21 protein-coding genes are annotated in these 22,238 nt (G+C 71.9%); 17 read left to right on the forward strand and 4 right to left on the reverse strand.

Features of this window, described 5'->3' with window-relative positions:
- Window positions 1-294 precede the first annotated feature (294 nt).
- Complete coding sequence (locus ACIO9K_RS09265; RefSeq protein WP_400328138.1) at window positions 295-1,641, forward strand: dicarboxylate/amino acid:cation symporter; 1,347 nt, start codon at window positions 295-297, stop codon at window positions 1,639-1,641.
- A gap of 283 nt (window positions 1,642-1,924) precedes the next feature.
- On the opposite strand, the gene ACIO9K_RS09270 is transcribed toward ACIO9K_RS09265, so the two are convergent.
- Window positions 1,925-2,128, reverse strand: coding sequence for a cold-shock protein (locus tag ACIO9K_RS09270; protein WP_052580872.1), 204 nt, complete (start codon window positions 2,126-2,128; stop codon window positions 1,925-1,927).
- A gap of 368 nt (window positions 2,129-2,496) precedes the next feature.
- On the opposite strand from ACIO9K_RS09270, the gene ACIO9K_RS09275 reads away from it, so the two are divergent.
- The 6 genes from ACIO9K_RS09275 to ACIO9K_RS09300 all read left to right on the forward strand — a co-directional run bounded on the left by ACIO9K_RS09275 (window position 2,497) and on the right by ACIO9K_RS09300 (window position 8,546).
- Window positions 2,497-3,399, forward strand: coding sequence for a menaquinone biosynthetic enzyme MqnA/MqnD family protein (locus ACIO9K_RS09275; RefSeq protein WP_063348157.1), 903 nt, complete (start codon window positions 2,497-2,499; stop codon window positions 3,397-3,399).
- 175 nt (window positions 3,400-3,574) lie between these two features.
- On the forward strand, window positions 3,575-4,795 hold the full coding sequence (gene mqnC / locus ACIO9K_RS09280) for a cyclic dehypoxanthinyl futalosine synthase (RefSeq protein ID WP_363585027.1): 1,221 nt from the start codon (window positions 3,575-3,577) through the stop codon (window positions 4,793-4,795).
- A gap of 16 nt (window positions 4,796-4,811) precedes the next feature.
- Complete coding sequence (locus ACIO9K_RS09285; protein ID WP_363585029.1) at window positions 4,812-5,453, forward strand: imidazolonepropionase-like domain-containing protein; 642 nt, start codon at window positions 4,812-4,814, stop codon at window positions 5,451-5,453.
- A gap of 247 nt (window positions 5,454-5,700) precedes the next feature.
- On the forward strand, window positions 5,701-6,288 hold the full coding sequence (locus ACIO9K_RS09290; RefSeq protein WP_363585031.1) for a hypothetical protein: 588 nt from the start codon (window positions 5,701-5,703) through the stop codon (window positions 6,286-6,288).
- Between the two features lie 138 nt (window positions 6,289-6,426).
- Entirely contained in the window at window positions 6,427-7,122 is a 696-nt protein-coding gene (locus ACIO9K_RS09295; protein WP_363585033.1) for a demethylmenaquinone methyltransferase, read from the forward strand.
- A 134-nt stretch (window positions 7,123-7,256) separates the two neighbouring features.
- Complete coding sequence (locus ACIO9K_RS09300) at window positions 7,257-8,546, forward strand: geranylgeranyl reductase family protein (RefSeq protein WP_350877772.1); 1,290 nt, start codon at window positions 7,257-7,259, stop codon at window positions 8,544-8,546.
- Window positions 8,547-8,607: 61 nt separating this feature from the next.
- Here the strand turns inward: ACIO9K_RS09300 and ACIO9K_RS09305 are convergent, their stop codons facing one another.
- The 3 genes from ACIO9K_RS09305 to ACIO9K_RS09315 form a co-directional block, all read right to left on the reverse strand.
- Entirely contained in the window at window positions 8,608-8,970 is a 363-nt protein-coding gene (locus ACIO9K_RS09305; protein WP_363585035.1) for a MazG-like family protein, read from the reverse strand.
- A gap of 103 nt (window positions 8,971-9,073) precedes the next feature.
- The gene (locus tag ACIO9K_RS09310) at window positions 9,074-9,772 is read right to left on the reverse strand and encodes a peptidylprolyl isomerase (RefSeq protein WP_400328142.1); all 699 of its coding nucleotides are present in this window, start codon (window positions 9,770-9,772) and stop codon (window positions 9,074-9,076) included.
- A gap of 85 nt (window positions 9,773-9,857) precedes the next feature.
- Complete coding sequence (locus ACIO9K_RS09315; protein WP_400328144.1) at window positions 9,858-10,589, reverse strand: TetR/AcrR family transcriptional regulator; 732 nt, start codon at window positions 10,587-10,589, stop codon at window positions 9,858-9,860.
- Between the two features lie 94 nt (window positions 10,590-10,683).
- On the opposite strand from ACIO9K_RS09315, the gene ACIO9K_RS09320 reads away from it, so the two are divergent.
- The 10 genes from ACIO9K_RS09320 to nuoH all read left to right on the forward strand — a co-directional run bounded on the left by ACIO9K_RS09320 (window position 10,684) and on the right by nuoH (window position 22,232).
- Window positions 10,684-11,349 carry a CatB-related O-acetyltransferase gene (locus ACIO9K_RS09320; RefSeq protein WP_363585041.1) on the forward strand — a complete coding sequence of 222 codons (666 nt, stop codon included), beginning with the start codon at window positions 10,684-10,686 and terminating at the stop codon, window positions 11,347-11,349.
- A 230-nt stretch (window positions 11,350-11,579) separates the two neighbouring features.
- Entirely contained in the window at window positions 11,580-12,620 is a 1,041-nt protein-coding gene (locus ACIO9K_RS09325) for a DMT family transporter (protein WP_400328146.1), read from the forward strand.
- 542 nt (window positions 12,621-13,162) lie between these two features.
- Complete coding sequence (locus ACIO9K_RS09330) at window positions 13,163-13,522, forward strand: NADH-quinone oxidoreductase subunit A (RefSeq protein ID WP_030060100.1); 360 nt, start codon at window positions 13,163-13,165, stop codon at window positions 13,520-13,522.
- Between the two features lie 100 nt (window positions 13,523-13,622).
- The gene (locus ACIO9K_RS09335) at window positions 13,623-14,177 is read left to right on the forward strand and encodes an NADH-quinone oxidoreductase subunit B family protein (RefSeq protein ID WP_063348147.1); all 555 of its coding nucleotides are present in this window, start codon (window positions 13,623-13,625) and stop codon (window positions 14,175-14,177) included.
- Window positions 14,174-14,887 carry an NADH-quinone oxidoreductase subunit C gene (locus tag ACIO9K_RS09340; protein WP_400328148.1) on the forward strand — a complete coding sequence of 238 codons (714 nt, stop codon included), beginning with the start codon at window positions 14,174-14,176 and terminating at the stop codon, window positions 14,885-14,887. The genes ACIO9K_RS09335 and ACIO9K_RS09340 overlap by 4 nt, the downstream gene beginning before the upstream one ends.
- Entirely contained in the window at window positions 14,887-16,263 is a 1,377-nt protein-coding gene (locus ACIO9K_RS09345; RefSeq protein WP_363619154.1) for an NADH-quinone oxidoreductase subunit D, read from the forward strand. The genes ACIO9K_RS09340 and ACIO9K_RS09345 overlap by 1 nt, the downstream gene beginning before the upstream one ends.
- Complete coding sequence (nuoE, locus tag ACIO9K_RS09350; RefSeq protein ID WP_363585048.1) at window positions 16,260-17,015, forward strand: NADH-quinone oxidoreductase subunit NuoE; 756 nt, start codon at window positions 16,260-16,262, stop codon at window positions 17,013-17,015. The genes ACIO9K_RS09345 and nuoE overlap by 4 nt, the downstream gene beginning before the upstream one ends.
- On the forward strand, window positions 17,015-18,376 hold the full coding sequence (nuoF, locus tag ACIO9K_RS09355; RefSeq protein WP_363619155.1) for an NADH-quinone oxidoreductase subunit NuoF: 1,362 nt from the start codon (window positions 17,015-17,017) through the stop codon (window positions 18,374-18,376). Before nuoE ends, nuoF begins: the two co-directional genes overlap by 1 nt.
- Window positions 18,373-20,907: an NADH-quinone oxidoreductase subunit G gene (locus tag ACIO9K_RS09360; protein ID WP_400328152.1), complete on the forward strand. Its 2,535-nt coding sequence runs from the start codon at window positions 18,373-18,375 to the stop codon at window positions 20,905-20,907. The genes nuoF and ACIO9K_RS09360 overlap by 4 nt, the downstream gene beginning before the upstream one ends.
- Window positions 20,904-22,232, forward strand: coding sequence for an NADH-quinone oxidoreductase subunit NuoH (gene nuoH / locus ACIO9K_RS09365; protein ID WP_363619157.1), 1,329 nt, complete (start codon window positions 20,904-20,906; stop codon window positions 22,230-22,232). Before ACIO9K_RS09360 ends, nuoH begins: the two co-directional genes overlap by 4 nt.
- Window positions 22,233-22,238: the final 6 nt, after the last annotated feature.

Consider the following 22,238-nt stretch of genomic DNA (forward strand, 5'->3'; position numbering starts at 1 on the left):
CATCCCAACCTCAAACAACTACTTTGAACATCTCAAACCTTTGCTGCTAATGTGTCGGCCATGACCACCTCAGACGCATCGCGGAAGCACGGCCGGGGCTCGCTGCCCGGTGCCGCCCGCCCGTGCGCTCTGACCGGTGCTGTGGACAGCCCGCGCCGTTGTCGCGCCATGAGCTGTATCCCGGCGGCACGCCCCTGACCGGGGGCCGGGACCTCCCCGCCCGGCCCGCGCGCCGTGCCGCCTCCTCCGCCACACCCCACCGTCAGCAACGCCCTCCCCCGGAGCCGCACCGTCATGTCCACAGCGCCCGAGGCGACCCCGTCGCCGTCCGTGCTCGCGAGAATCCGCAAGACCCCGTTCTGGGTCCAGATCGTCGGCGGCCTGCTGCTCGGCGTCGGCCTGGGCTACCTGGCCCGCGCCGCCGACATCTCCTGGCTGGCCACCACCCTGGAGACCATCGGCAAGATCTTCGTCCAGCTGCTCAAGCTGGCCGTCCCGCCGCTGGTGTTCACCGCGATCGTGGTGAGCGTCGCCAACCTGCGCAACGTCACCAACGCGGCCCGCCTGGCCACCCGCACGCTGCTCTGGTTCATGATCACCTCGCTGATCGCGGTGGCCGTCGGCCTGGGCCTGGGCCTGCTGACCAACCCCGGCCAGGGCACCAACCTCAAGACCGACGGCCTCAAGGCGCTCGACTCCAAGGGCACCTGGATCGACTTCCTGACCGGGATCTTCCCGACCAACATCGTCGACGCCTTCGCCAAGGTGAACGTGCTGCAGATCGTCTTCATGGCGGTCGTGGTCGGCGCGGCGATCATCAAGCTCGGCAGCAAGGCCGAGCCGGTCCTCAAGCTCAGCGAGTCCGTCCTGGAGCTGACCCAGACCGCCCTGTGGTGGGTCATCCGGCTCTCCCCGCTCGGCACCCTCGGCCTGATCGGCAAGTCCGTCGCCAAGTACGGCTGGGACCTGCTCAAGCCCTTCGCCACGCTGACCCTCGACATCTACGTCGGCTGCGCGCTGGTGCTCTTCGTCGTCTACTCGCTGCTGCTGAAGTTCGCCGCCGGCCTGAACCCGGTCAACTTCTTCAAGGGCGCCTGGCCCGCCATCCAGCTGGCCTTCGTCTCGCGCTCCTCGGTCGGCACCCTGCCGGTCACCCGCCGCGTCACCGAGCGCCTCGGCGTCCCCAGCGAGTACGTGTCCTTCTCCGTGCCGTTCGGCGCCACCACCAAGATGGACGGCTGCGCCTCGATCTACCCGGCGATCGCCGCGATCTTCGTCGCCCAGGTCTACAACATCGACCTCGGTATCCGGGACTACCTGCTGATCGCCTTCGTCTCGGTCGTCGGCTCGGCCGCCACTGCGGGCCTCACCGGTGCGATCATCATGCTGACGCTCACCCTCTCCACCCTGGGCCTGCCCCTGGAGGGCGTCGGCCTGCTGCTCGCCATCGACCCGATCCTCGACATGATGCGCACCGCGACGAACGTCGCGGGCCAGGTGCTGGTGCCGGTCCTGGTGGCCTCGCGGGAGAAGATCCTCGACGTCGCCGCCTACAACCGCCCCTCCGGCGACCTGTACGAGGACGCGCCGTCGGCCGTCGTCCCGGCGCAGGCGGACAAGGCGGCCCCGGTGGCTGCCTGATCCCGGCCGGCTCGGCGACAAGGGCCCGCCTCCGCACCGTTCCCCGGTGCGGAGGCGGGCCCTTGTGCGCGCTGCGGGGGCGCGGGTGCGTGCGCTGCTTCCCGGGGCGGTGGCCGGGAGGAGAGGCCGGGGAAAGGCCAGGGGAAAAGGCACGGGGAAAAGGCAGGGGGCCCGCCGGTCGGGCGGGCCCCCTTGGGTGTTGCTCTTGTGCTCATGGTGACGGCTGTCGGGAGCCGCCGACGGACCCGCTGGGGTCCCGAGCGATCAGAACATCAGAGGATGGTCAGATGGGGGTGACGTTCTCCGCCTGCGGGCCCTTCGGGCCCTGGGTGACGTCAAAGTTCACCGCCTGGTTCTCCTCCAGCGAGCGGAAGCCGCTCGCGTTGATGGCGGAGTAGTGGACGAAGACGTCGGGGCCGCCGCCCTCCTGGGCGATGAAGCCGAAGCCCTTCTCAGCGTTGAACCACTTGACGGTTCCCGTGGCCATGCCGTTCTCCTTGCGAGGGACGTGTCGGGGCCACACCGTGTGGCACCCGGTCCGCTGCGCTGATCGCCCTGCCTCCGGACGAGTCCGAAGTTTTTCGATATTGCTGAAAAACTACAAAAAGCCCGCGGTTACATGCTCCGCAGGCTTCAAGTACTGCAAGGGGAATCAAACTGCAACTGAGGGCAACGCTAGCATGCGGTCGCTGTGACGACCAGGGGTGAACTGCGGCCCCCACGGCGCGTGTCGTAGGGCCCCGCAGGGGCGTCCCGCAGGCCTCGCGAGCGCGTGTCGGGTGCCCGGTGCAAGCCTCTGTGAACAGCAGGCATACGCTGCGGGAAAGCGCACGAACAGTACAAGGGAGCGGCGCAGTGGCAGCACCGGACGGACAATCGCGGGAGCCCCAGGAACACACCCCGGTCAGGCCTCGCGTCGGCCACATCCAGTTCCTGAACTGCGTCCCCCTCTACTGGGGCCTCGCCAGGACCGGCAACCTGCTGGACCTCGACCTCACCAAGGACACCCCGGAGAAGCTGAGCGACCAGCTCGTCGACGGCTCGCTGGACATCGGTCCGATCACCTGCGTGGAGTACCTGCGCAACGCCGACGACCTCCTGGTCCTGCCCGACATCGCGGTCGGCAGCGACGGCCCGGTGATGTCCTGCCTCATCGTCAGCAAGGTGCCGCTCGCCGACCTGGACGGCCGCCGCGTCGCCCTCGGCTCCACCAGCCGCACCTCCGTCCGGCTCGCCCGGCTGCTGCTGGAGGAACGCGAGGGCGTCCGCCCCGACTACTTCAGCTGCCCGCCCGACCTCAGCTCGATGCTCGCCGAGGCCGACGCCGCCGTCCTGATCGGCGACCCGGCGCTGCGCGCCTACCTCGGCCAGGCCGCCGACCTCGGACTGACCGTCCACGACCTCGGCGAGATGTGGAAGGAGTGGACCGGCCTGCCGTTCGTCTTCGCCGTCTGGGCCGTGCGCCGCGAGTTCGCCGAGCGCCGTCCGGAACTGACCGCGGCCGTGCACCGGGCCTTCCTGGAGTCCCGCGACCTCTCACTGGTCGAGGCCGCCAAGGTCGCCGAACAGGCCGCCCGCTGGGAGGCCTTCGGCGCGGACGTGCTGGAGCGGTACTTCAGCGAGGCCCTCGACTTCTCGCTCGGCGAGCGGCAGCTGGCCGGCGTCGCCGAGTTCGCCCGCCGGGTCGCGCACGACAGCGGCTTCGCGTCGGACGTCGCGGTGCGGCTGCTGGAGCCGGCGGCGCTGCCGGTCGGTTGAGCACGGTGGTCGGTTGAGCGCGGTGGTCGATTGAGCGCGGTGGTCGACGGGCAGCGGGCTGACGCGGACGCTCGAAAGGCCTGGCGTAGGCTGGTTCGGCCGTACCCGGACGCCCGCCGTCCGGGGGGGCGGCAGCGCCGAGAACTGCAGTATCCGAGAGAGAGAAGGCGGCCAGGTGACCGAGCTCGCAGCGACCACCCTCGATGCGCCCAGCACCGATTTGCAGGCCGTGCTCGACCGGGCCGCCGGCGGTGGCCGGATCACCCCGGAGGAGGCGCTGGAGCTGTACCGCTCGGCGCCGCTGCACGCGCTCGGCTCCGCCGCCGACGCGGTGCGCCGCCGCCGCTACGCCGGTACCGAGCACATCGCGACGTACATCATCGAGCGCAACATCAACTACACCAACGTCTGCGTGACGGCGTGCAAGTTCTGCGCCTTCTACGTGCCGCCGAAGAGCGACAAGGGCTGGTCCCGCGAGCTCGACGAGATCCTGCGCCGCTGCGCCGAGACCGTCGAACTGGGCGGCACCCAGATCATGTTCCAGGGCGGCCACCACCCGGACTACGGCGTGGAGTACTACGAGCGCGCGTTCTCGGCCATCAAGGCCGACTTCCCGCAGCTGGTGATCCACTCCCTGGGCGCCTCCGAGGTCGACCACATGGCCCGGATCTCGGGCGTCTCGATCGAGGAGGCCATCACCCGGATCCACCGGGCCGGCCTGGACTCCTTCGCCGGCGCCGGCGCCGAGCTGCTGCCCGCGCGGCCGCGCAAGGCGATCGCCCCGCTCAAGGAGTCCGGCGAGCGCTGGCTGGAGATCATGGAGGCCGCGCACGGCCTCGGCGTGGAGTCCACCTCCACCATGCTGATGGGCACCGGCGAGACCAACGCCGAGCGGATCGAGCACCTGCGGATGATCCGCGACGTGCAGGACCGCACCGGCGGCTTCCGGGCCTTCATCCCCTACACCTACCAGCCGCAGAACAACCACCTGAAGGGCTCGACGCAGGCCACCGTCTTCGAGTACCTGCGGATGATCGCGATCGCCCGCCTGTTCCTCGACAACGTCGCCCACATCCAGGGCTCCTGGCTCACCACCGGCAAGGAGGCCGGCCAGCTGTCGCTGCACTACGGTGCGGACGACCTCGGCTCGGTCATGCTGGAGGAGAACGTCGTCTCGGCGGCCGGTGCCAAGCACCGCTCCAACCTCACCGAGCTGATCCACCTCATCCGGGCCGCCGACCGCGTCCCGGCGCAGCGCGCGACCACGTACGAGCACCTGCGGGTGCTGGACGACCCGGCCAACGACCCGGTGGACCCGCGGGTCGCCTCGCACATCGCCTCCACGGCGATCGAGGGCGGCACCGCGCACCCCGAGCTGAAGATCCTGGACAACTGAGGCCCGGGGCACCGTCGTGCTGACCCTGCACCGGGCGGCCCTGGTGCTGCCCGACCCGGCCGACCCCACCGCCCCGTCCCTCCCGGACGGGGCGGTGCTGGTGCGCGGTGACCGCGTCGAGGCCGTCGGACCGTACCGGGAACTGGCCGCCGCGCACCCGGGGGCGCGACTGCGGGACTGGGGCGCCGCGGTGCTCACGCCGGGGCTGCGCAACCCGTACGGGCACCGGCTGCTGGAACACGCCTACCACCCGGACCCGCGCGAGGAGATCGGCGTCGAGCCGGTCGCGGACGGGCTGACGGGCTCCGTCGACGAGGGGCGCTGCGGCGCGAGCGCCCGGCGCGGGCTGCAACGGATGCTCGGGTTCGGGGTGACGGCGGTGGCCGGGCCGTTCGAGCGGGCCGCGGTGCGCACGGCCGTGGCGCGCTCCGGGCTGGTCGCGCTGCCGGGCGCCCCGGACGCGACGGCCCCGGCGGACGGCCCGCTGGACCCGCTGTCGGTGCTGCCGCTCGCGGCGGCCGTGCACGGCCGGGTGGCGGCGGGCGGCCGGGCCGACTTCGCGGTGTTCCCGGCCGTTGGGGAGGGCTTCGCCCAGCCATCGCCGGGCGGTTGCCTGGCCGCCGTGCTGGGCGGGCGGTTGGTGTACCGGCGGCGCTGAACGGGGCCGGGAACCGGACGACGTACTCGCCGGTAGTCGGACTTCCTTGCGGCGTACGGCACTTCCTTCGTGTGCCGCCGAACTCCACTGTCCACCCTGTGGGGTGATTCCCCCTTCGCCGTGACCTGAGGGCCCGCCAGCGGATACGATCCCGGACAGCTCACTCCGTACCCTCACCACCTACCGCCCGTGCCCGCGGGTGGCGGGGCCGTGTCCCAGGCCCCGAAGGCAAGCCAGGACAGGAACCATGCGATCCGCGACCGTCCCCCCGCCGCGATCCCCGCGGTTGGGCCGTGGTTGGTACCTCGCCGCCGTGCTCAGCGCCGTGCTGGCCGTCGGCATGTGCCTGCTCGGCTGGCGCCAGGCCGACCAGGCCGACCGGATCGGCGCCCACCCCGTGAGAGTCGAAGGCGTCGTCACCCAGCTCCCCACCGGCGGCGGCTCCTACAGTGCCGTCAGCTACCGGGCGTCCGGCCAGTCGCACACCGCGGCCGCGCTGCCGCTCGCCGACGGCGCCAGGATCGGCGACCCGATCTGCCTGGAGCACGCCGCCGACGACCCGGGCGCGGTGCGGATCTGCGGCGACACCTACCCGCAGCCGGTCGGCGTCGGCCTGGCCCGGTTCAGCGTGCCGGTCGCGGTCGGGATGTTCGTGATCTGCGTGCTGCGCATCCGGCGGCACCGGCGGGCGCTCGCGGTCCGCGCCGGGCAGGGCCGGCTGGCCACCACCGTCGCACTGGCGACCGGGGCGCTGGCCGACGGGATGCCCGCGATAACCCACGGCAAGCGCTCCCGGCGCCGGCGGCGCGCGAGCGGGCGGCGCGCGCAGCACTGACGGGGCGCGCGGCACCGGTGGGGCCGGGCGGGGGCGCTGGACGGCGGGGGCGTGCGGCGGGGCCCGTGCGGCGGGTGCGGACGCCCCGCGGCGTGCCCCGTTGGTCGGGGTGTCGGCGCCAGGGTGAACAATGGGGGCGTGACCCGAGCCTCTCTGGACAAGCAGCCGCACGAAGTCGCCGCCATGTTCGACGACGTCGCGGCCAAGTACGACCGCACCAACGACGTGCTGTCCCTCGGCCAGGCCCGCGCCTGGCGCCGGGCGGTGGCCGAGGCGGTGGACGCCGGACCGGGGGACCTCGTGCTCGACCTCGGAGCCGGCACCGGCACCTCCTCGCTGCCCTTCGCCGAGGCCGGCGCGCAGGTCGTCCCGTGCGACTTCTCCGTCGGCATGCTCGTCGAGGGCAAGCGCCGCCACCCCGAGCTGCCGCTCACCGCCGGCGACGCCACCCGGCTGCCGTTCGCGGACGGCACCTTCGACTCGGTGACGATCTCCTTCGCGCTGCGCAACGTCCAGGACACCGACGCGGCGCTGCGCGAGATGCAGCGCGTCACCAAGCCCGGCGGCAAGCTGGTGATCTGCGAGTTCTCCACCCCGACCTGGACGCCGTTCCGGACGGTCTACACCGAGTACCTGATGCGCGCCCTGCCGCCGGTCGCCACCGCGGTCAGCAGCAACCCGGACGCGTACGTGTACCTCGCCGAGTCCATCCGCTCCTGGCCCGACCAGCCCGAGCTGGCGGCCCGGCTGCAGGAGAGCGGCTGGTCCAAGGTCGCCTGGCGCAACCTCACCGGCGGCATCGTCGCGCTGCACCGGGCGTACAAGCTCGGGTAGCCGTTGCACCGGCGGGGTGGGGGCGTGGTCGTTTCCGGCGGCGGGGACGGAACTAGACTGCCGGAGACAGAAGCCGCCGTCCCCACAGCCGCAGCTCCAGGAGAGTGTCCACCGTGTCCGAGACCGCAGCCGATCTGACGAAGCCGGACAGCCCGGTCGAGAGCACGGCCGACGTCATCGTGGTCGGCGCGGGTCCGGCCGGCTCCACCACCGCGTACTACCTCGCCCAGGCCGGGCTGGACGTGCTGCTGCTGGAGAAGACCGCGTTCCCGCGCGAGAAGGTCTGCGGCGACGGCCTCACCCCCCGCGCCACCAAGCAGCTGGTGGACATGGGCATCGACGTCTCCACCGAGAACGGCTGGCTGCACAACAAGGGCCTGCGCATCATCGGCGGCGGCGTCCGGCTGGAGCTGGACTGGCCCGAGCTGTCCGCCTTCCCCGACTACGGCCTGGTCCGCAAGCGCGCCGACTTCGACGAGCTGCTGGTCCGTCAGGCCGAGAAGGCCGGCGCCCGGCTCTACGAGCGCTGCAACGTCAGCGGGCCCGTCCTGGACGAGCGCACCGGCCGGATCGTCGGCGTCACCGCCAAGCTCGGCGACGAGAAGCGGCCGGTCACCTTCCGCGCCCCGCTGGTGGTCGCCGCCGACGGCAACTCCACCCGGCTCTCGCTCGCCATGGGCCTGCACCGCCGCGAGGACCGCCCGATGGGCGTCGCCTACCGGACGTACTTCACCTCGCCGCGCCACGACGACGACTACCTGGAGTCCTGGCTGGAGCTGTGGGACACCCGCGGCGGCCAGCGCAAGCAGCTGCCCGGGTACGGCTGGGTCTTCGGCATGGGCGACGGCACCTCCAACGTCGGCCTCGGCATCCTCAACTCCTCGCCCGCGTTCGGCGAACTCGACTGGCGCGAGGTGCTCAAGGCCTGGTGCGCCGGCATGCCGGAGGAGTGGGGCTACACCCCCGAGAACATGACCGACCCGATCCGCGGCGCCGCGCTGCCGATGGCCTTCAACCGGCAGCCGCACTACACCCGCGGCCTGCTGCTCGTCGGCGACGCGGGCGGCATGGTCAACCCGTTCAACGGCGAGGGCATCGCCTACGCGATGGAATCCGGCCAGATCGCCGCCGGCGTCATCGTCCAGGCCCACGCCCGGGTCACCGAGACCGGGCGCGAGCGCGCTCTGCAGGGCTACCCGCGCGTCCTCAAGGACGTCTACGGCGGCTACTACACGATGGGCCGCGCCTTCGTGAAGCTCATCGGCAACCCCAAGGTGATGCAGCTCGCCACCCAGCGCGGCCTCACCCACCCGATGCTGATGCGCTTCACCCTCAAGATGCTCGCCAACCTCACCGACCCGCAGGGCGGCGACGCGATGGACCGCATCATCAACGGCCTCGCGAAGGTCGCGCCCAACGCGTAGCGGGCCCGGGGCCTTCTCCCGGCCCCTCGGTCCCCCCGGTCCCCCGGTCCCTTCCAGGACCTCAGGGCGTCTCCTCCGCCGTCTTCCGCTCCCCGTCCGCCGGGCGGCGGGAGGCGGCGGAGCGCTGTTCGACGTAGGCGAGGCGGTCGGCGAAGACCCGGGCCGCGTCGGGGGTGAGCGTCCGGAGGGCGACGAGGGCGGTGAAGACGACGTCGCAGAGCTCGTGCTGGACGTCCTCCCAGCTGTGGGTGACGCCCTTGCGCGGGTTCTGGCCGGTGGCGCCGATCACCGCGGCGCCGACCTCGCCGACCTCCTCGGAGAGCTTGAGGATCCGCAGCAGGCGCTCCTCCCGGGGCGACTGCGTGCCCTGCTCGTCGAGCCACGCGACGAGGTGGTCCACGCTCTCCCAGATCCGGCTGTCCATGCGCGCTGCTCCCGTGCGGTGTCGTTGGTGCTGCCACCGTACGGGAGGCGCCGCGGACGCACGGGAACAGCGTGGGGGCGGGGGGTGAGGGGCGGGCTCCCGGTCAGCGGGTGCTGATCTTCACGTGGCGGATGTTCACGGGGAGGGTGGGGAAGCCGTCGCCGGGGTTGTTCTGGTCGTCCTCGCCGCCCGCGGCGATCTTCTGCAGGACGTCCAGGCCCGCCGTGATCCGGCCGAACGGGGTGTAGGCGGGGGAGAGCTTGGTGTCCTTCCAGACGAAGAAGAACTGGCTGCCGTTGGTGTTCGGACCGGCGTTGGCCATCGCCACGGTGCCGGCCGGGTAGGTGGCGCCGGTCAGGTTCTCGTCCGGGAAGGAGTAGCCGGGCCCGCCGCTGCCCGTTCCGGTCGGGTCGCCGCACTGCAGGACGTAGAGCCGCTGGGTGGTGAGGCGGTGGCAGTGGCTGCGGTCGAAGTAGCCGTGCTCGGCGAGGAAGCGGAACGAGAAGGTGGTGCAGGGCGCCTTGTCGGTCAGCGCCTGGAAGGTGATCGCGCCCTGGCTGGTGCGCAGGGTGGCGCGGTAGGGCTGGGCGGCCTTCTCGGCGTCGAAGACGGGGATGCCCTTGAAGTTGTCGGCCGGCACCGCGGGCGTGTAGGCGCAGGCGGGCGCGGGCGGCGGGGTGTCCGCGACGGCGGTGCCGGTGCTCGCCGTGAGCGGGAGGACGGTGGCGACGGCGAGCAGGGCCCAGGGTGCGCGCTTCACGTGACGGGCCTTCCGGAGGGTGGTGGACGGCGGGGTTGGCATGGCGCCATCATCCACGCCGGGGCGGCGATCCGGTAGGGGTCGGTAGGGGCCGTCGGGTTTCAGGCCCCGTCGGGCGGGTGGAGGGTCAGGAGGGCTCCGGGGGAACGGGGTTGGCCCGGGGTGCGGAGGTGAACAGCCCGGCGCGGGCGGCCAGCGCGGCGGCGTCGGCGGCCCGCTCGGCGGTGTGGGCGTCCAGCGGCTCGCCGGTGACGAACAGCCGGTAGTAGAGCGGGGCGGTGGCGGCCCGGACCACCTCGGCGCCGTCCGTTCCGGTGGGCAACTCGCCCCGGGCGACGGCTCGTTCGGCGACCTCGGCGGCCTGGCGGTGGCGGGAGGCGAAGAAGGCGCGCAGGGCGGTCGCGCCGGTGTCGGAGCGCTGGGCGGCGAAGATCAGCGCGGTGGGGGTGGCCCCCAGGTCGGGATCGGTGAAGACGGTGAACACCTCCCGGGTGATCAGCCGCAGGTCCTCGCGGAGGTCGCCGGTGTCGGGCAACGGCCAGGGCTGGTCGGCCGAGGCGGTCAGGGCGTCCGCGACCAGGCCGTCCACTCCGCCCCACCGCCGGTACAGCGTCGCCTTGTGGACGCCGGAGCGGCTCGCGACCGCCTCGACGGTGAGGCCGTCGTACCCCTTCTCGGCGACCTCGGCGAGTGTGGCGGCGACCACCCCCTCCCGGACCCGGGCGCTGCGGCCGCCGGGGCGGGGGGTCGGGGTGCGGGGCTCGGGGTGGGTCGTTTCGGGGTGGGTCGTCGCGGGCTGTGCGGTGGTGGCGGGGTGGGTCGTCGCGGGGTGGGTCGGCTCCGGGGCGTTCTCGTTCAAAGTCGACTCCAGTCGCGTTAAGGCTTGCTGTGGTGTGGCGGCCGTGCCATGCTCATCGTAATGCGACGTTGGTCGCGTTACGAGAGGAGTCTGCGTGACCGCCACCGCCATTCCCGACCCCACTGCCCTGCACCCGCTCGCCGGCCACGACCGGGTCGTCCTGCTGCGCCCGCTCGTCACCGACCCGCGGATCGAGGTCGGCGAGTACACCTACTTCGACGACCCCGAAGGGGCCACCCGCTTCGAGGAGCGCAACGTCCTCTACGCCTACGGACCCGAGCGGCTGGTGATCGGAAAGTACTGCGCGATCGCCACCGGGGCCCGCTTCCTGATGGCCGGCGCCGCCCACCCGACCATCGGCGTGTCCACCTTCCCGTTCACGATGTTCGGCGGCGAGTGGACCGAGCGGACCCTCGACCTCGTCACCGGCCTGCCCAGCCGGGGCGACACCGTGATCGGCAACGACGTCTGGTTCGGCTTCGGCGCCACCGTCCTGCCCGGCGTCCGGATCGGCGACGGCGCGATCATCGCGGCCGGTGCGATGGTCACCGCCGACGTCGAGCCGTACACCATCGTCGGCGGCAACCCCGCCCGCCCGATCCGGCGCCGCTTCGAGGGCGCCGACGTCGAGCGACTGCTCCGTGCGGCCTGGTGGAACTGGCCGGTCGAGCTCGTCACCGAGCACGTCCGCGCCATCATGTCCGGGACCCCGGCCGACATCGAGGAGATCGCCGCGGCGAACGGCCTGCTCGCCCGCTGACCTGCCGGGCCTGGGAAGGACGTCGGCCCCGGGGGCGCTGGAGCCCGCCGGAGATCCGGTGAGTTGCGGCAGGGCGTTGATCACGGGTGCGCCGGTGCGGGAGGATGGCGTCCCCCTGCTCCATGCTCCGCCCCGTCGATAGCTGCGCCCTCCGCCCAGCTCCAGGGTCCGTCCGACGCCGTACGGTACTCGCGCCCCGCCGGTTCCGTTCGCTCGGAGGGATCTGACTCATGCGTGCCTCCCAGTCCGTGTCTTCGTCCTCATCGGCCCTTCGCGACCTGCCGGTTCTCCTGGTGGCGGTGGTGTGGGGGTCGAGCTTCCTCGCCGTCCAGCGGGTGGCGGAGCCCGGGACGGCCGTGGCGATGCTGGTCCTGCGGTTCGGGCTGGTGCTGCCGCTGCTCGGGATGGTCGCCTGGCCGGCGCTACGGAGGCTGAGCCGCGCCGAGTGGCTGGGCGGCGGCGCACTGGGGCTGGTGCTCAGCGGGATCTTCCTGCTGGAGACGTACGGTGCCGTGCACACCTCCGCCACCAATGCCGGGCTGATCATCAGCCTCGCGATGGTGCTCACCCCGCTCGGCGAGAGCGTCCTCAGCCGGACGGCGCCGCCGCGCGCCTTCCTCGCGGCCGCCGCGCTGGCCGTGCTCGGCGTCGCGCTGCTCACCGGGGACGGCGGGCTGCGCCCGCCTTCGCCCGGCGACCTGCTGGTGCTGGGCGCCGCCCTGGTGCGCTCGGCCTTCGTCCTGGCGACGGCCCGCGCCCGCGCCGTCCGCGGAACCGACATGCTGGCCCTGACCTGGGTCCAACTCGCCGTCGCGACAGCCGTGTTCGCGGCCGTCGCGCCAGCCGTAGGGCCGTCGCCGTGGGCCGTCGCCCGCTCGTACGGTCCCGGCCAGTGGGCCTGGTTGCTGCACCTGTCCCTGTTGTGCACGCTGTTCGCCTTCTTCGTTCAGATGTGGGCTGTCCGCGCCACCTCGCCGTCCCGGGTGAGTCTGTTGCTCGGCACCGAACCGCTGTGGGCCGCCGTCTTCGGCATCACCATCGCGGGGAACCGGATGGGTCCGCTCGCCCTGGTCGGCGGAGCCCTGGTCATGGTCGCCACCGAGTGGGGCCGCCGCACCGCTCCCGCCTCCGTCCCCGCTCCCGCTCCCGTCCGGCGCGGGGAGACCGAAGCCGTCGAGTCCGAAGCCGTCGAGTCCGAGGCCGCTGGATCTGTTGTCGCCGAGTCCACGACCGGGGTCGGGGAGCGGGGCCCGGAGCCGGCCCCGGTGTGATCCGCTGTGGTGGTCACCGGCGACTCGGCGGCCGACGGGCGTAGACCGTGCCCCAGCCCGGCTGGTGCTCGGCGTACCGGGCGGCGGGCGGGGTGGGGCCCCAAGGACCGTTTCGCGCGCTTGTGAACGAAGGGTCAAGCGAGCGTTCGGCCCCCCGCCACCCCTCAGAGTGAGCCGCTATAACACGTCAACATGGCGCCTCGAAATTTGCTCCTGTCGACGCATAGTTGATATAGGGGTGCGGCTCTGACCAGCCGCTTCACAAGTAAATGCGACTGGTTGTGACCATTTGACTTCTTTGTGTTGACAACTCTGGGCATGTTCATATTCGTCACGATTCCCATCGTGGCGTAGATCACAAAGATGACGTTGAACTGCGTGTCGCAGATCACAAGCCGACGGGCATAGGATGCGCTCGTTCCAGGCTTTGTGAACTGCCTCACATGAGGCGGATCCCGGGAACCGGAACGCGGGTTCACCTCAGCGTGACCCGCCGGTTCCGATCTGCAGTCAAGGACGACTGGACGGAGGGAGCGGGGGCTATGAATGCCTACGCGCCGATCCTCGTACTCGGTGCCATCGCGGCGGCGTTCGCGGTCGGCTCCGTCGTGATGGCCTCACTCACCGGCCCCAAGCGCTACAACCGGGCCAAGTTGGAGGCGTACGAGTGCGGCATCGAGCCGACCCCGCAGCCCGTGGGCGGCGGTCGGTTCCCGATCAAGTACTACCTGACGGCGATGCTCTTCATCGTCTTCGACATCGAGATCGTCTTTCTCTATCCCTGGGCGGTGACCTTCGACGCCCTGGGGATCTTCGGGTTGGTCGAGATGCTCCTGTTCATCGCCACGGTCTTCGTCGCCTACGCCTACGTGTGGCGCCGCGGCGGCCTGGAGTGGGACTGAGCGCGGGGTGGCCGCCGCCTTTGTGAACGAGCGGACAAGCCCGAACGGGCCGACGTACCACAGGACTTGAGGGCTTCTTGAGGGCATTGAGAGGGATCTGATGGGAATCGAGGAGAAGCTGCCGAGCGGCTTTCTGCTCACGACCGTGGAGACGGCCGCCGGTTGGGTGCGCAAGGCGTCACTCTTCCCGGCCACCTTCGGTCTGGCCTGCTGCGCGATCGAGATGATGACCACCGGCGCCGGCCGCTACGACCTGGCCCGGTTCGGCATGGAGGTGTTCCGGGGTTCCCCCCGGCAGGCCGATCTGATGATCGTGGCGGGTCGGGTGAGCCAGAAGATGGCCCCGGTGCTGCGCCAGGTGTACGACCAGATGGCCAACCCGAAGTGGGTCATCTCGATGGGCGTCTGCGCCTCCTCGGGCGGGATGTTCAACAACTACGCGATCGTGCAGGGCGTCGACCACATCGTCCCGGTGGACATCTACCTGCCCGGTTGCCCGCCCCGCCCGGAGATGCTGATGGACGCCATCCTGAAGCTGCACGACAAGATCCAGCACGAGCCGCTGGGCGCGAACCGGATCCGGGCCGAGGAACTGGGCGAGGCGCTCGCCCTCAAGGCCACCCCGGTCAGCGAGATGCGGGGGCTGCTGCGATGAACGAGCAGGTACCCGAGACCCGTCGCGAGCACCCGGTCCGCGAGATCCCGGTCGAGGTGGTCGGCCGCCGGCAGGGCATGTTCGGTGCCCAGGACAGCGGCGACACCTCCGGCTTCGGCGGCCTGGCCGCGCCGATCGTGCTGCCCGGCCCGAGCGAACGGCCGTACGGCGGCTGGTTCGACGAGGTCGCCGACGAGCTGGAGGGCGCCCTGGAGGAGCAGGGCCTGGACCCGGTCGAGGTGATCGAGAAGACCGTCGTCGACCGCGGCGAGCTCACCTTCCACATCGACCGCGCCCACCTGCTCCGGACCGCCCGCACCCTGCGCGACGACCCGGCGCTGCGCTTCGAACTGTGCCTGGGCGTGAGCGGCGTGCACTACCCCGACGACAAGGGCCGCGAGCTGCACGCGGTCTACCACCTGCGGTCGATCACCCACGGACGGCTGATCCGGGTGGAGGTCACCGCGCCGGACGCCGACCCGCGCATCCCCTCCGTGGTGAGCGTCTACCCGACCAACGACTGGCACGAGCGCGAGGCCTACGACTTCTTCGGCCTGGTCTTCGAAGGCCACCCGGCGCTCACCCGGATCATGATGCCGGACGACTGGCTGGGCCACCCGCAGCGCAAGGACTACCCGCTCGGCGGCATCCCCGTCGAGTACAAGGGCGCCCAGATCCCGGCTCCCGACCAGCGGAGGTCGTACAGCTGATGAGTACTCGGCACCACGAAGATGCTCGGCACGACGAAGAGACTCGACCCCACGAGGAGACCGAGCAGGCAGAGGCCCGGGAGACCACCGAGGGCCGGGTCTTCACGGTCACCGGCGGCGACTGGGGCGAGGTGGTCGAGGCGGTCGGCCGGGCCGACGACGAGCGCATCATCGTCAACATGGGCCCCCAGCACCCGTCCACCCACGGCGTGCTGCGGCTGATCCTGGAGATCGACGGCGAGACGGTGAAGGAGGCCCGCTGCGGCATCGGCTACCTCCACACCGGCATCGAGAAGAACATGGAGTTCCGCAACTGGGTCCAGGGCACCACCTTCGTGACCCGGATGGACTACCTGACCCCGCTGTTCAACGAGACCGCGTACTGCCTGGCCGTCGAGAAGCTGCTCGGCATCACCGACGACATCCCGGACCGGGTCAGCGTGATCCGGGTGCTGATGATGGAGCTCAACCGGATCGCCTCGCACCTGGTCTGCCTGGCCACCGGTGGCATGGAGATCGGCTCCACCACCCTGATGATCTACGGCTTCCGCGACCGCGAGCTGATCCTGGACGTCTTCGAGCTGGTCACCGGCCTGCGCATGAACCACGCGTACGTGCGCCCCGGCGGCCTCGCCCAGGACCTCCCGCCCGGCGCCGTCGACCAGATCCGCGAGTGCGTGAAGACCCTGCGCTCCCGGATGCACGAGTACGACAAACTCGCCACCGGGAACCCGGTGTTCAAGGCCCGCCTGGTCGACGTCGGCTTCCTCGACCTGCCCGGCTGCCTGGCCCTCGGCGCCACCGGCCCGATCCTGCGCGCCACCGGCCTGCCGCACGACCTGCGCAAGACCGACCCGTACTGCGGCTACCAGGACTACGACTTCGAGGTCGCGACCGCGGACAGCGCCGACTCCTACGGCCGTTTCCTGATCCGCCTGGAGGAGATGCGGCAGTCGCTGGGGATCGTCGAGCAGTGCCTGGACCGGCTGCGGCCGGGCCCGGTGATGGTGGCCGACAAGAAGATCGCCTGGCCCGCCCAACTCGCCGTCGGCCCGGACGGGATGGGCAACTCGCTCGACCACATCCGCAAGATCATGGGCACCTCGATGGAGGCCCTGATCCACCACTTCAAGCTGGTCACCGAGGGCTTCCGGGTCCCGGTCGGCCAGGCGTACGCGGCGGTCGAGTCGCCCAAGGGCGAGCTGGGCGTGCACGTGGTCAGCGACGGCGGGACGCGCCCGTACCGGGTCCATTTCCGGGACCCGTCGTTCACCAATCTGCAGACGATGGCGGCGATGTGCGAGGGCGGCCAGGTCGCCGACGTGATCGTCGCGGTGGCCGGGATCGACCCGGTGATGGGAGGCGTGGACCGGTGACAGACGTCCAGTTGGGGATGCCGGCGCTGCCGGCCACACCGTACCCCGAGGAGGTGCACGCCCGGCTGGCCGCCGACGCCGCGGAGCTGATCGGCCGCTACCCGCAGGCCCGGTCGGCGCTGCTGCCGCTGCTGCACCTGGTGCAGGCCGAGGAGGGCTTCGTCAGCCCGACCGGCATCCGGTTCTGCGCCGAGCAGTTGGACCTCACCACCGCCGAGGTCACCGCCGTCGCCACCTTCTACACCATGTACCGGCGGCGCCCGGCCGGGAAGTACCACGTCGGGGTCTGCACCAACACCCTGTGCGCGGTGCTCGGCGGCGACCAGATCTTCGACGAGCTCCAGCAGCACCTCGGCGTGCGCAACAACGAGACCACCGGGGACGGCGAGATCTCGATCGAGCACATCGAGTGCAACGCGGCCTGCGACTACGCGCCCGTGGTGATGGTCAACTGGGAGTTCTTCGACGACCAGACCCCGGAGAGCGCCAAGCGGCTGGTCGACGACCTGCGCGCGGGCCGGGAGGTCCGGCCGACCCGCGGCGCCCGGCTGTGCACCTTCAAGGAGTCCGCCCGGATCCTGGCGGGCTTCCCCGACGAGCGCCCGGGTGCCAACGACGAGTCCGGCGCGGGCGGCGCGCCCTCGCTGGCCGGCCTGCGCCTGGCCAAGGGCGAGGCGCTGCCCGGCACCGGCGGCACCAAGGTCGTCGCGCCCCGCCACGAGGGCACCGGCCACGAAGGGACGGAAGCGTGATGACCGCCGCCGAGCCGGCCGAGAAGCTGCTCACCCCCGTCCTGTCCGCCTCCTGGGACGACGAACGGCCCTGGACGCTGGCCACCTACCGCCGCCACCACGGCTACGACGGCCTCAAGGCGGCCCTGGCGATGCCGCCGGACGACGTGATCGCCCTGGTGAAGGACGCCGGGCTGCGCGGTCGCGGCGGTGCCGGCTTCCCCACCGGGATGAAGTGGCAGTTCATCCCGCAGAACGACGGCAAGCCGCACTACCTGGTGGTCAACGCGGACGAGTCCGAGCCGGGCACCTGCAAGGACATCCCGCTGCTGTTCGCCAACCCGCACGCGCTGATCGAGGGCATGATCATCGCCTCCTACGCGATCCGCTGCGACCACGCGTTCATCTACCTGCGCGGCGAGGTCGTCCCGGTGCTGCGCCGCCTGCATGCGGCCGTCGCCGAGGCGTACCAGGCCGGGCTGCTCGGCCGGGACATCCTCGGCTCGGGCGTCGACCTCGACATCACCGTGCACGCCGGAGCCGGCGCCTACATCTGCGGCGAGGAGACGGCACTGCTGGACTCGCTGGAGGGCCGCCGCGGCCAGCCCCGGCTGCGGCCGCCGTTCCCGGCGATCGCCGGCCTGTACGCCTGCCCGACGGTGGTCAACAACGTCGAGTCGATCGCCTCGGTGCCGCCGATCCTGGCCCGCGGCAAGGAGTGGTTCAAGGGCCTGGGCACCGAGAAGTCCCCCGGCTTCACGCTGTACTCGCTCTCCGGCCACGTCACCAACCCCGGCCAGTACGAGGCGCCGCTGGGCATCACGCTGCGCCAGCTGCTGGACATGAGCGGCGGCGTCCGCCCCGGGCACCGGCTCAAGTTCTGGACCCCGGGCGGCTCGTCCACCCCGATGTTCACCGACGAGCACCTGGACGTCCCGCTGGACTACGAGGGTGTCGGCGCGGCCGGCTCGATGCTCGGCACCAAGGCGCTGCAGGTCTTCGACGAGACCACCTGCGTGGTGCGGGCGGTCACCCGCTGGACCGAGTTCTACGCCCACGAGTCCTGCGGCAAGTGCACCCCCTGCCGCGAGGGCACCTACTGGCTGGTCCAGCTGCTCAAGCGGATCGAGGCGGGCGCGGGCGTCGACGGGGACCTGGAGAAGCTCCTCGACATCGCCGACAACATCAACGGCAAGTCCTTCTGCGCACTGGGCGACGGCGCCGCGAGCCCGATCGTCTCCTCCCTCCAGCACTTCCGGGCCGAGTACGAGCAGCACCTGGCCGAGCGCCGCTGCCCGTTCGACCCGGCCGCCTCCACCGTCTGGGCCGACGGCCCCCGCCCCGGCCACCAGTCCGCCACCGAAAGGGAGGTGCACGCGTGACGATCACAGAGCCATCCACCTCCACGGGCGACAAGGCCGCGGTCGAGCTGGTCACGCTCACCATCGACGGCGTCGAAGTGCAGGTCCCCAAGGGGACGTTGGTGATCCGGGCCGCCGAACGGATCGGCACCCAGATCCCGCGCTTCTGCGACCACCCGCTGCTCGACCCGGCCGGCGCCTGCCGGCAGTGCATCGTCGAGATCGAGGGCCAGCGCAAGCCCGTCGCCTCCTGCACCATCCCGGTCGCCGAGGGCATGGTGGTGCGCACCCAGGTGAGTTCACCGGTGGCCGAGAAGGCGCAGCGCGGCGTGATGGAGCTGCTGCTGATCAACCACCCGCTGGACTGCCCGGTCTGCGACAAGGGCGGCGAGTGCCCGCTGCAGAACCAGGCGATGTCCACGGGTGACGCCGACACCCGCTTCGAGGGGATGAAGCGCACCTACGAGAAGCCGATCCCGCTCAGCACCCAGGTGCTGCTGGACCGGGAGCGCTGCGTGCTGTGCGCGCGCTGCACCCGCTTCTCGCAGCAGATCGCCGGGGACCCGTTCATCGACCTGCTGGAACGCGGCGCGCTCCAGCAGGTCGGCACCGGGGACGACGAGCCGCTCGACTCGTACTTCTCCGGGAACACCATCCAGATCTGCCCGGTGGGCGCCCTGACCTCGGCGGCCTACCGCTTCCGCTCCCGCCCGTTCGACCTGGTCTCCTCGCCGAGCGTGTGCGAGCACTGCTCCTCGGGCTGCGCCCAGCGCACCGACCACCGGCGCGGCAAGGTGCTGCGCCGGCTGGCGGGCGAGGACCCGGCGGTCAACGAGGAGTGGAACTGCGACAAGGGCCGGTTCGCGTTCCGCTACGCCCAGCAGCGGGACCGGATCGCCACCCCGCTGGTGCGGGTGGACGGCGAGCTGGTGCCCGCCTCCTGGCCGGAGGCGCTCGCCCGGGCCGCCGAGGGACTGCGCGGCGCCCGCGCCGGGGTGCTGACCGGCGGCCGCGTCACCGTCGAGGACGCCTACGCGTACGGGAAGTTCGCGCGGGTGGTGCTCGGCACCAACGACGTGGACTTCCGGGCCCGCCCGCACAGCGGCGAGGAGGCGGACTTCCTGGCCGCCGCCGTCGCCGGGCGCGGGGTGGACGTGGACGGCGAGGGCCTGACCTACGAGCAGCTGGAGCAGGCTCCGGCGGTGCTGCTGGCGGGTTTCGAGCCGGAGGAGGAGTCGCCGATCGTCTTCCTGCGGCTGCGCAAGGCCAGCCGCGACCGGGGCCTGAAGGTGTACTCGGTGGCGGCGTTCGCCTCCCGGGGCCTGGCCAAGCTGCGCGGCGCGCTGCTGCCGGCCGCCCCGGGCACGGAGGCGGAGTGGTTCGCCGCGCTGGCCGCCGACGAGCCGCTGAACGACGAGGCCGGGCGGGCCGCCGAGCTGCTGCGCGGCCCGGGCGCGGTGATCCTGGTGGGCGAGCGGCTGGCCGCCGCCCCGGGCGCGCTGACGGCGGTGCTGCGCCTGGCGCACGCGACCGGCGCCCGGCTGGCGTGGGTGCCGCGCCGGGCGGGTGAGCGCGGTGCGGTCGAGGCGGGCCTGCTGCCGGGGCTGCTACCCGGCGGCCGTCCGGTGGCGGCTCCGGCCGCCCGGGCGGAGGCCGCCGGGGTGTGGGGGGTGGCGGAGCTGCCGTCCCGGCCGGGCCGGGACACCGAGCAGATCCTGACGGCCGCGGCGCACGGCGAGCTGGACGCGCTGCTGGTCGGCGGCGTCGACCCGGACGACCTGCCGGATCCGGCGCTGGCCGACGCGGCGCTGGCGGCGGTGCCGTTCGTGGTGTCGCTGGAGCTGCGGCCCTCCGCGGTGACGGCGCGCGCGGACGTGGTGCTGCCGGTGGCGGCGGTGGCGGAGAAGGCCGGCGCCTTCCTGGACTGGGAGGGCCGGCTGCGGATGTTCGAGGCGGCGCTCAAGCCCGATCAGCAGATGGGCCGCCATCTGTACCCGGACCTGCGGGTGCTGACCATGCTGGCGGAGGCGCTGGGCCACCGGCTGGGTCTGCCGGACGTCCGGGCGGCCCGGCTGGAGCTGGACCACTTCACCCCGTGGACGGGTGACCGGTCCGCGGACCCGGCCGCGCACCCCGGCGTGCTGCCCCGCCCGGCCACCGGCCAGGCGGTGCTGGCGGGTTGGCGCCAGCTGCTGGACAACGGCACGTTGCAGCAGGGCGATCCGCACCTGGCGGGCACCCGGCACCGGGCGGTGGCCCGGGTCTCGCCGGCCACCGCGAAGGAGGTCGGTGCGCCGGAGGCCGGCGCCGAGGCGGGCGGGGCGCTGCGGCTGACCGGCCCGGCCGGCTCGCTGACCCTGCCGCTGGAGGTCACCGACTCGATCCCGGACCGCACGGTCTGGATCCCGCTCAACTCCACGCCGGGCGGCGCCCACCGCGCGCTCGGCACCACCGTCGGCCATCTGGTCACGATCGCCGTGGCCGCCCCCGAGCCGGCCGCGAGGGCCGGGGCCGCGGCGGGCGACGCGGGCAGCGAAGGGGAGGAGCGATGACTCCGCAGCCGTACGAGACGCTCCACTTCTTCGGGCAGGACCCGTGGTGGCTGGTGCTGCTGAAGGCGGTGTTCTGCTTCGGCTTCCTGGTCCTGACGGTGCTGATCGCGATCGTCTGGGAGCGCAAGGTGGTGGCCTGGATGCAGCTGCGCATCGGGCCGAACCGGCACGGGCCGTGGGGGATGCTGCAGTCCCTGGCGGACGGCGTGAAGCTGGCGCTCAAGGAAGACCTGGTGGTCAAGGGCGCGGACAAGGCGGTCTACGTCCTGGCCCCGATCGTCTGCGCCGTCCCGGCGTTCATGGCCTTCGCGGTGATCCCGTTCGGGCCGGCCGGCAACGAGGTGTCGATCTTCGGCACCCGGACGGCGATGCAGCTGACCGACTTCCCGGTGGCCCTGCTGTACATCCTGGCGACGGCCTCGATCGGCATCTACGGCATCGTGCTGGCCGGCTGGTCGTCCGGTTCGACGTACCCGCTGCTGGGCGGGCTGCGCTCGGCCGCGCAGATGGTCAGCTACGAGATCGCGATGGGCCTGTCCTTCGCGGCGGTGTTCATCTACTCGGGGTCGATGTCGACCTCGGAGATCGTGGCGCACCAGCAGCCGACCTGGTTCGCGGCGCTGCTGCCGGTGTCGTTCATCGTGTACATCATCGCGATGGTGGGCGAGACCAACCGGGCGCCGTTCGACCTCCCGGAGGCCGAGGGCGAGCTGGTCGGCGGCTTCAACACCGAGTACTCCTCGCTGAAGTTCGCGATGTTCATGCTGGCCGAGTACGTCAACATGGTGACCGTCTCGGCGGTGGCCTCCACCCTGTTCCTGGGCGGCTGGCGGGCCCCGTGGCCGGTGTCGACCTTCTGGGAGGGCGCCAACCACGGCTGGTGGCCGATGCTGTGGATCACGCTGAAGATCCAGCTGCTGCTGTTCTTCTTCATCTGGCTGCGCGGCACGCTGCCCCGGTTTCGCTACGACCAGTTCATGAAGCTGGGCTGGAAGGTGCTGATCCCGGTCTCGCTGGTGTGGCTGGTGCTGATCGCGAGCGTGCGGGCGCTGCGCAACGAGGGCTACGGCTTCGGCGAGGTGGTGCTGTACGTCGGCGCGCCGGTCGGGGCGATCCTGCTGCTCGCCCTGCTGCGGGACTTCCTGAAGAAGGAGCCCGAGCCCGAACCCGCCCTGCCGAAGGGGGACTTCGACCCGATGGCGGGCGGATACCCGGTGCCCCCGCTGCCCGGACAGGAGCTCCCGCCGGTGCCGCGCCGGCGCAGCCGGGCCCCGAAGCAACTCCAGGACGCCCTCAACGGGGCCGACCATACCGAAGGGAGCTGAACCGAG

Source organism: Kitasatospora sp. NPDC087271 (assembly GCF_044744605.1).
Taxonomy (GTDB): domain Bacteria; phylum Actinomycetota; class Actinomycetes; order Streptomycetales; family Streptomycetaceae; genus Kitasatospora.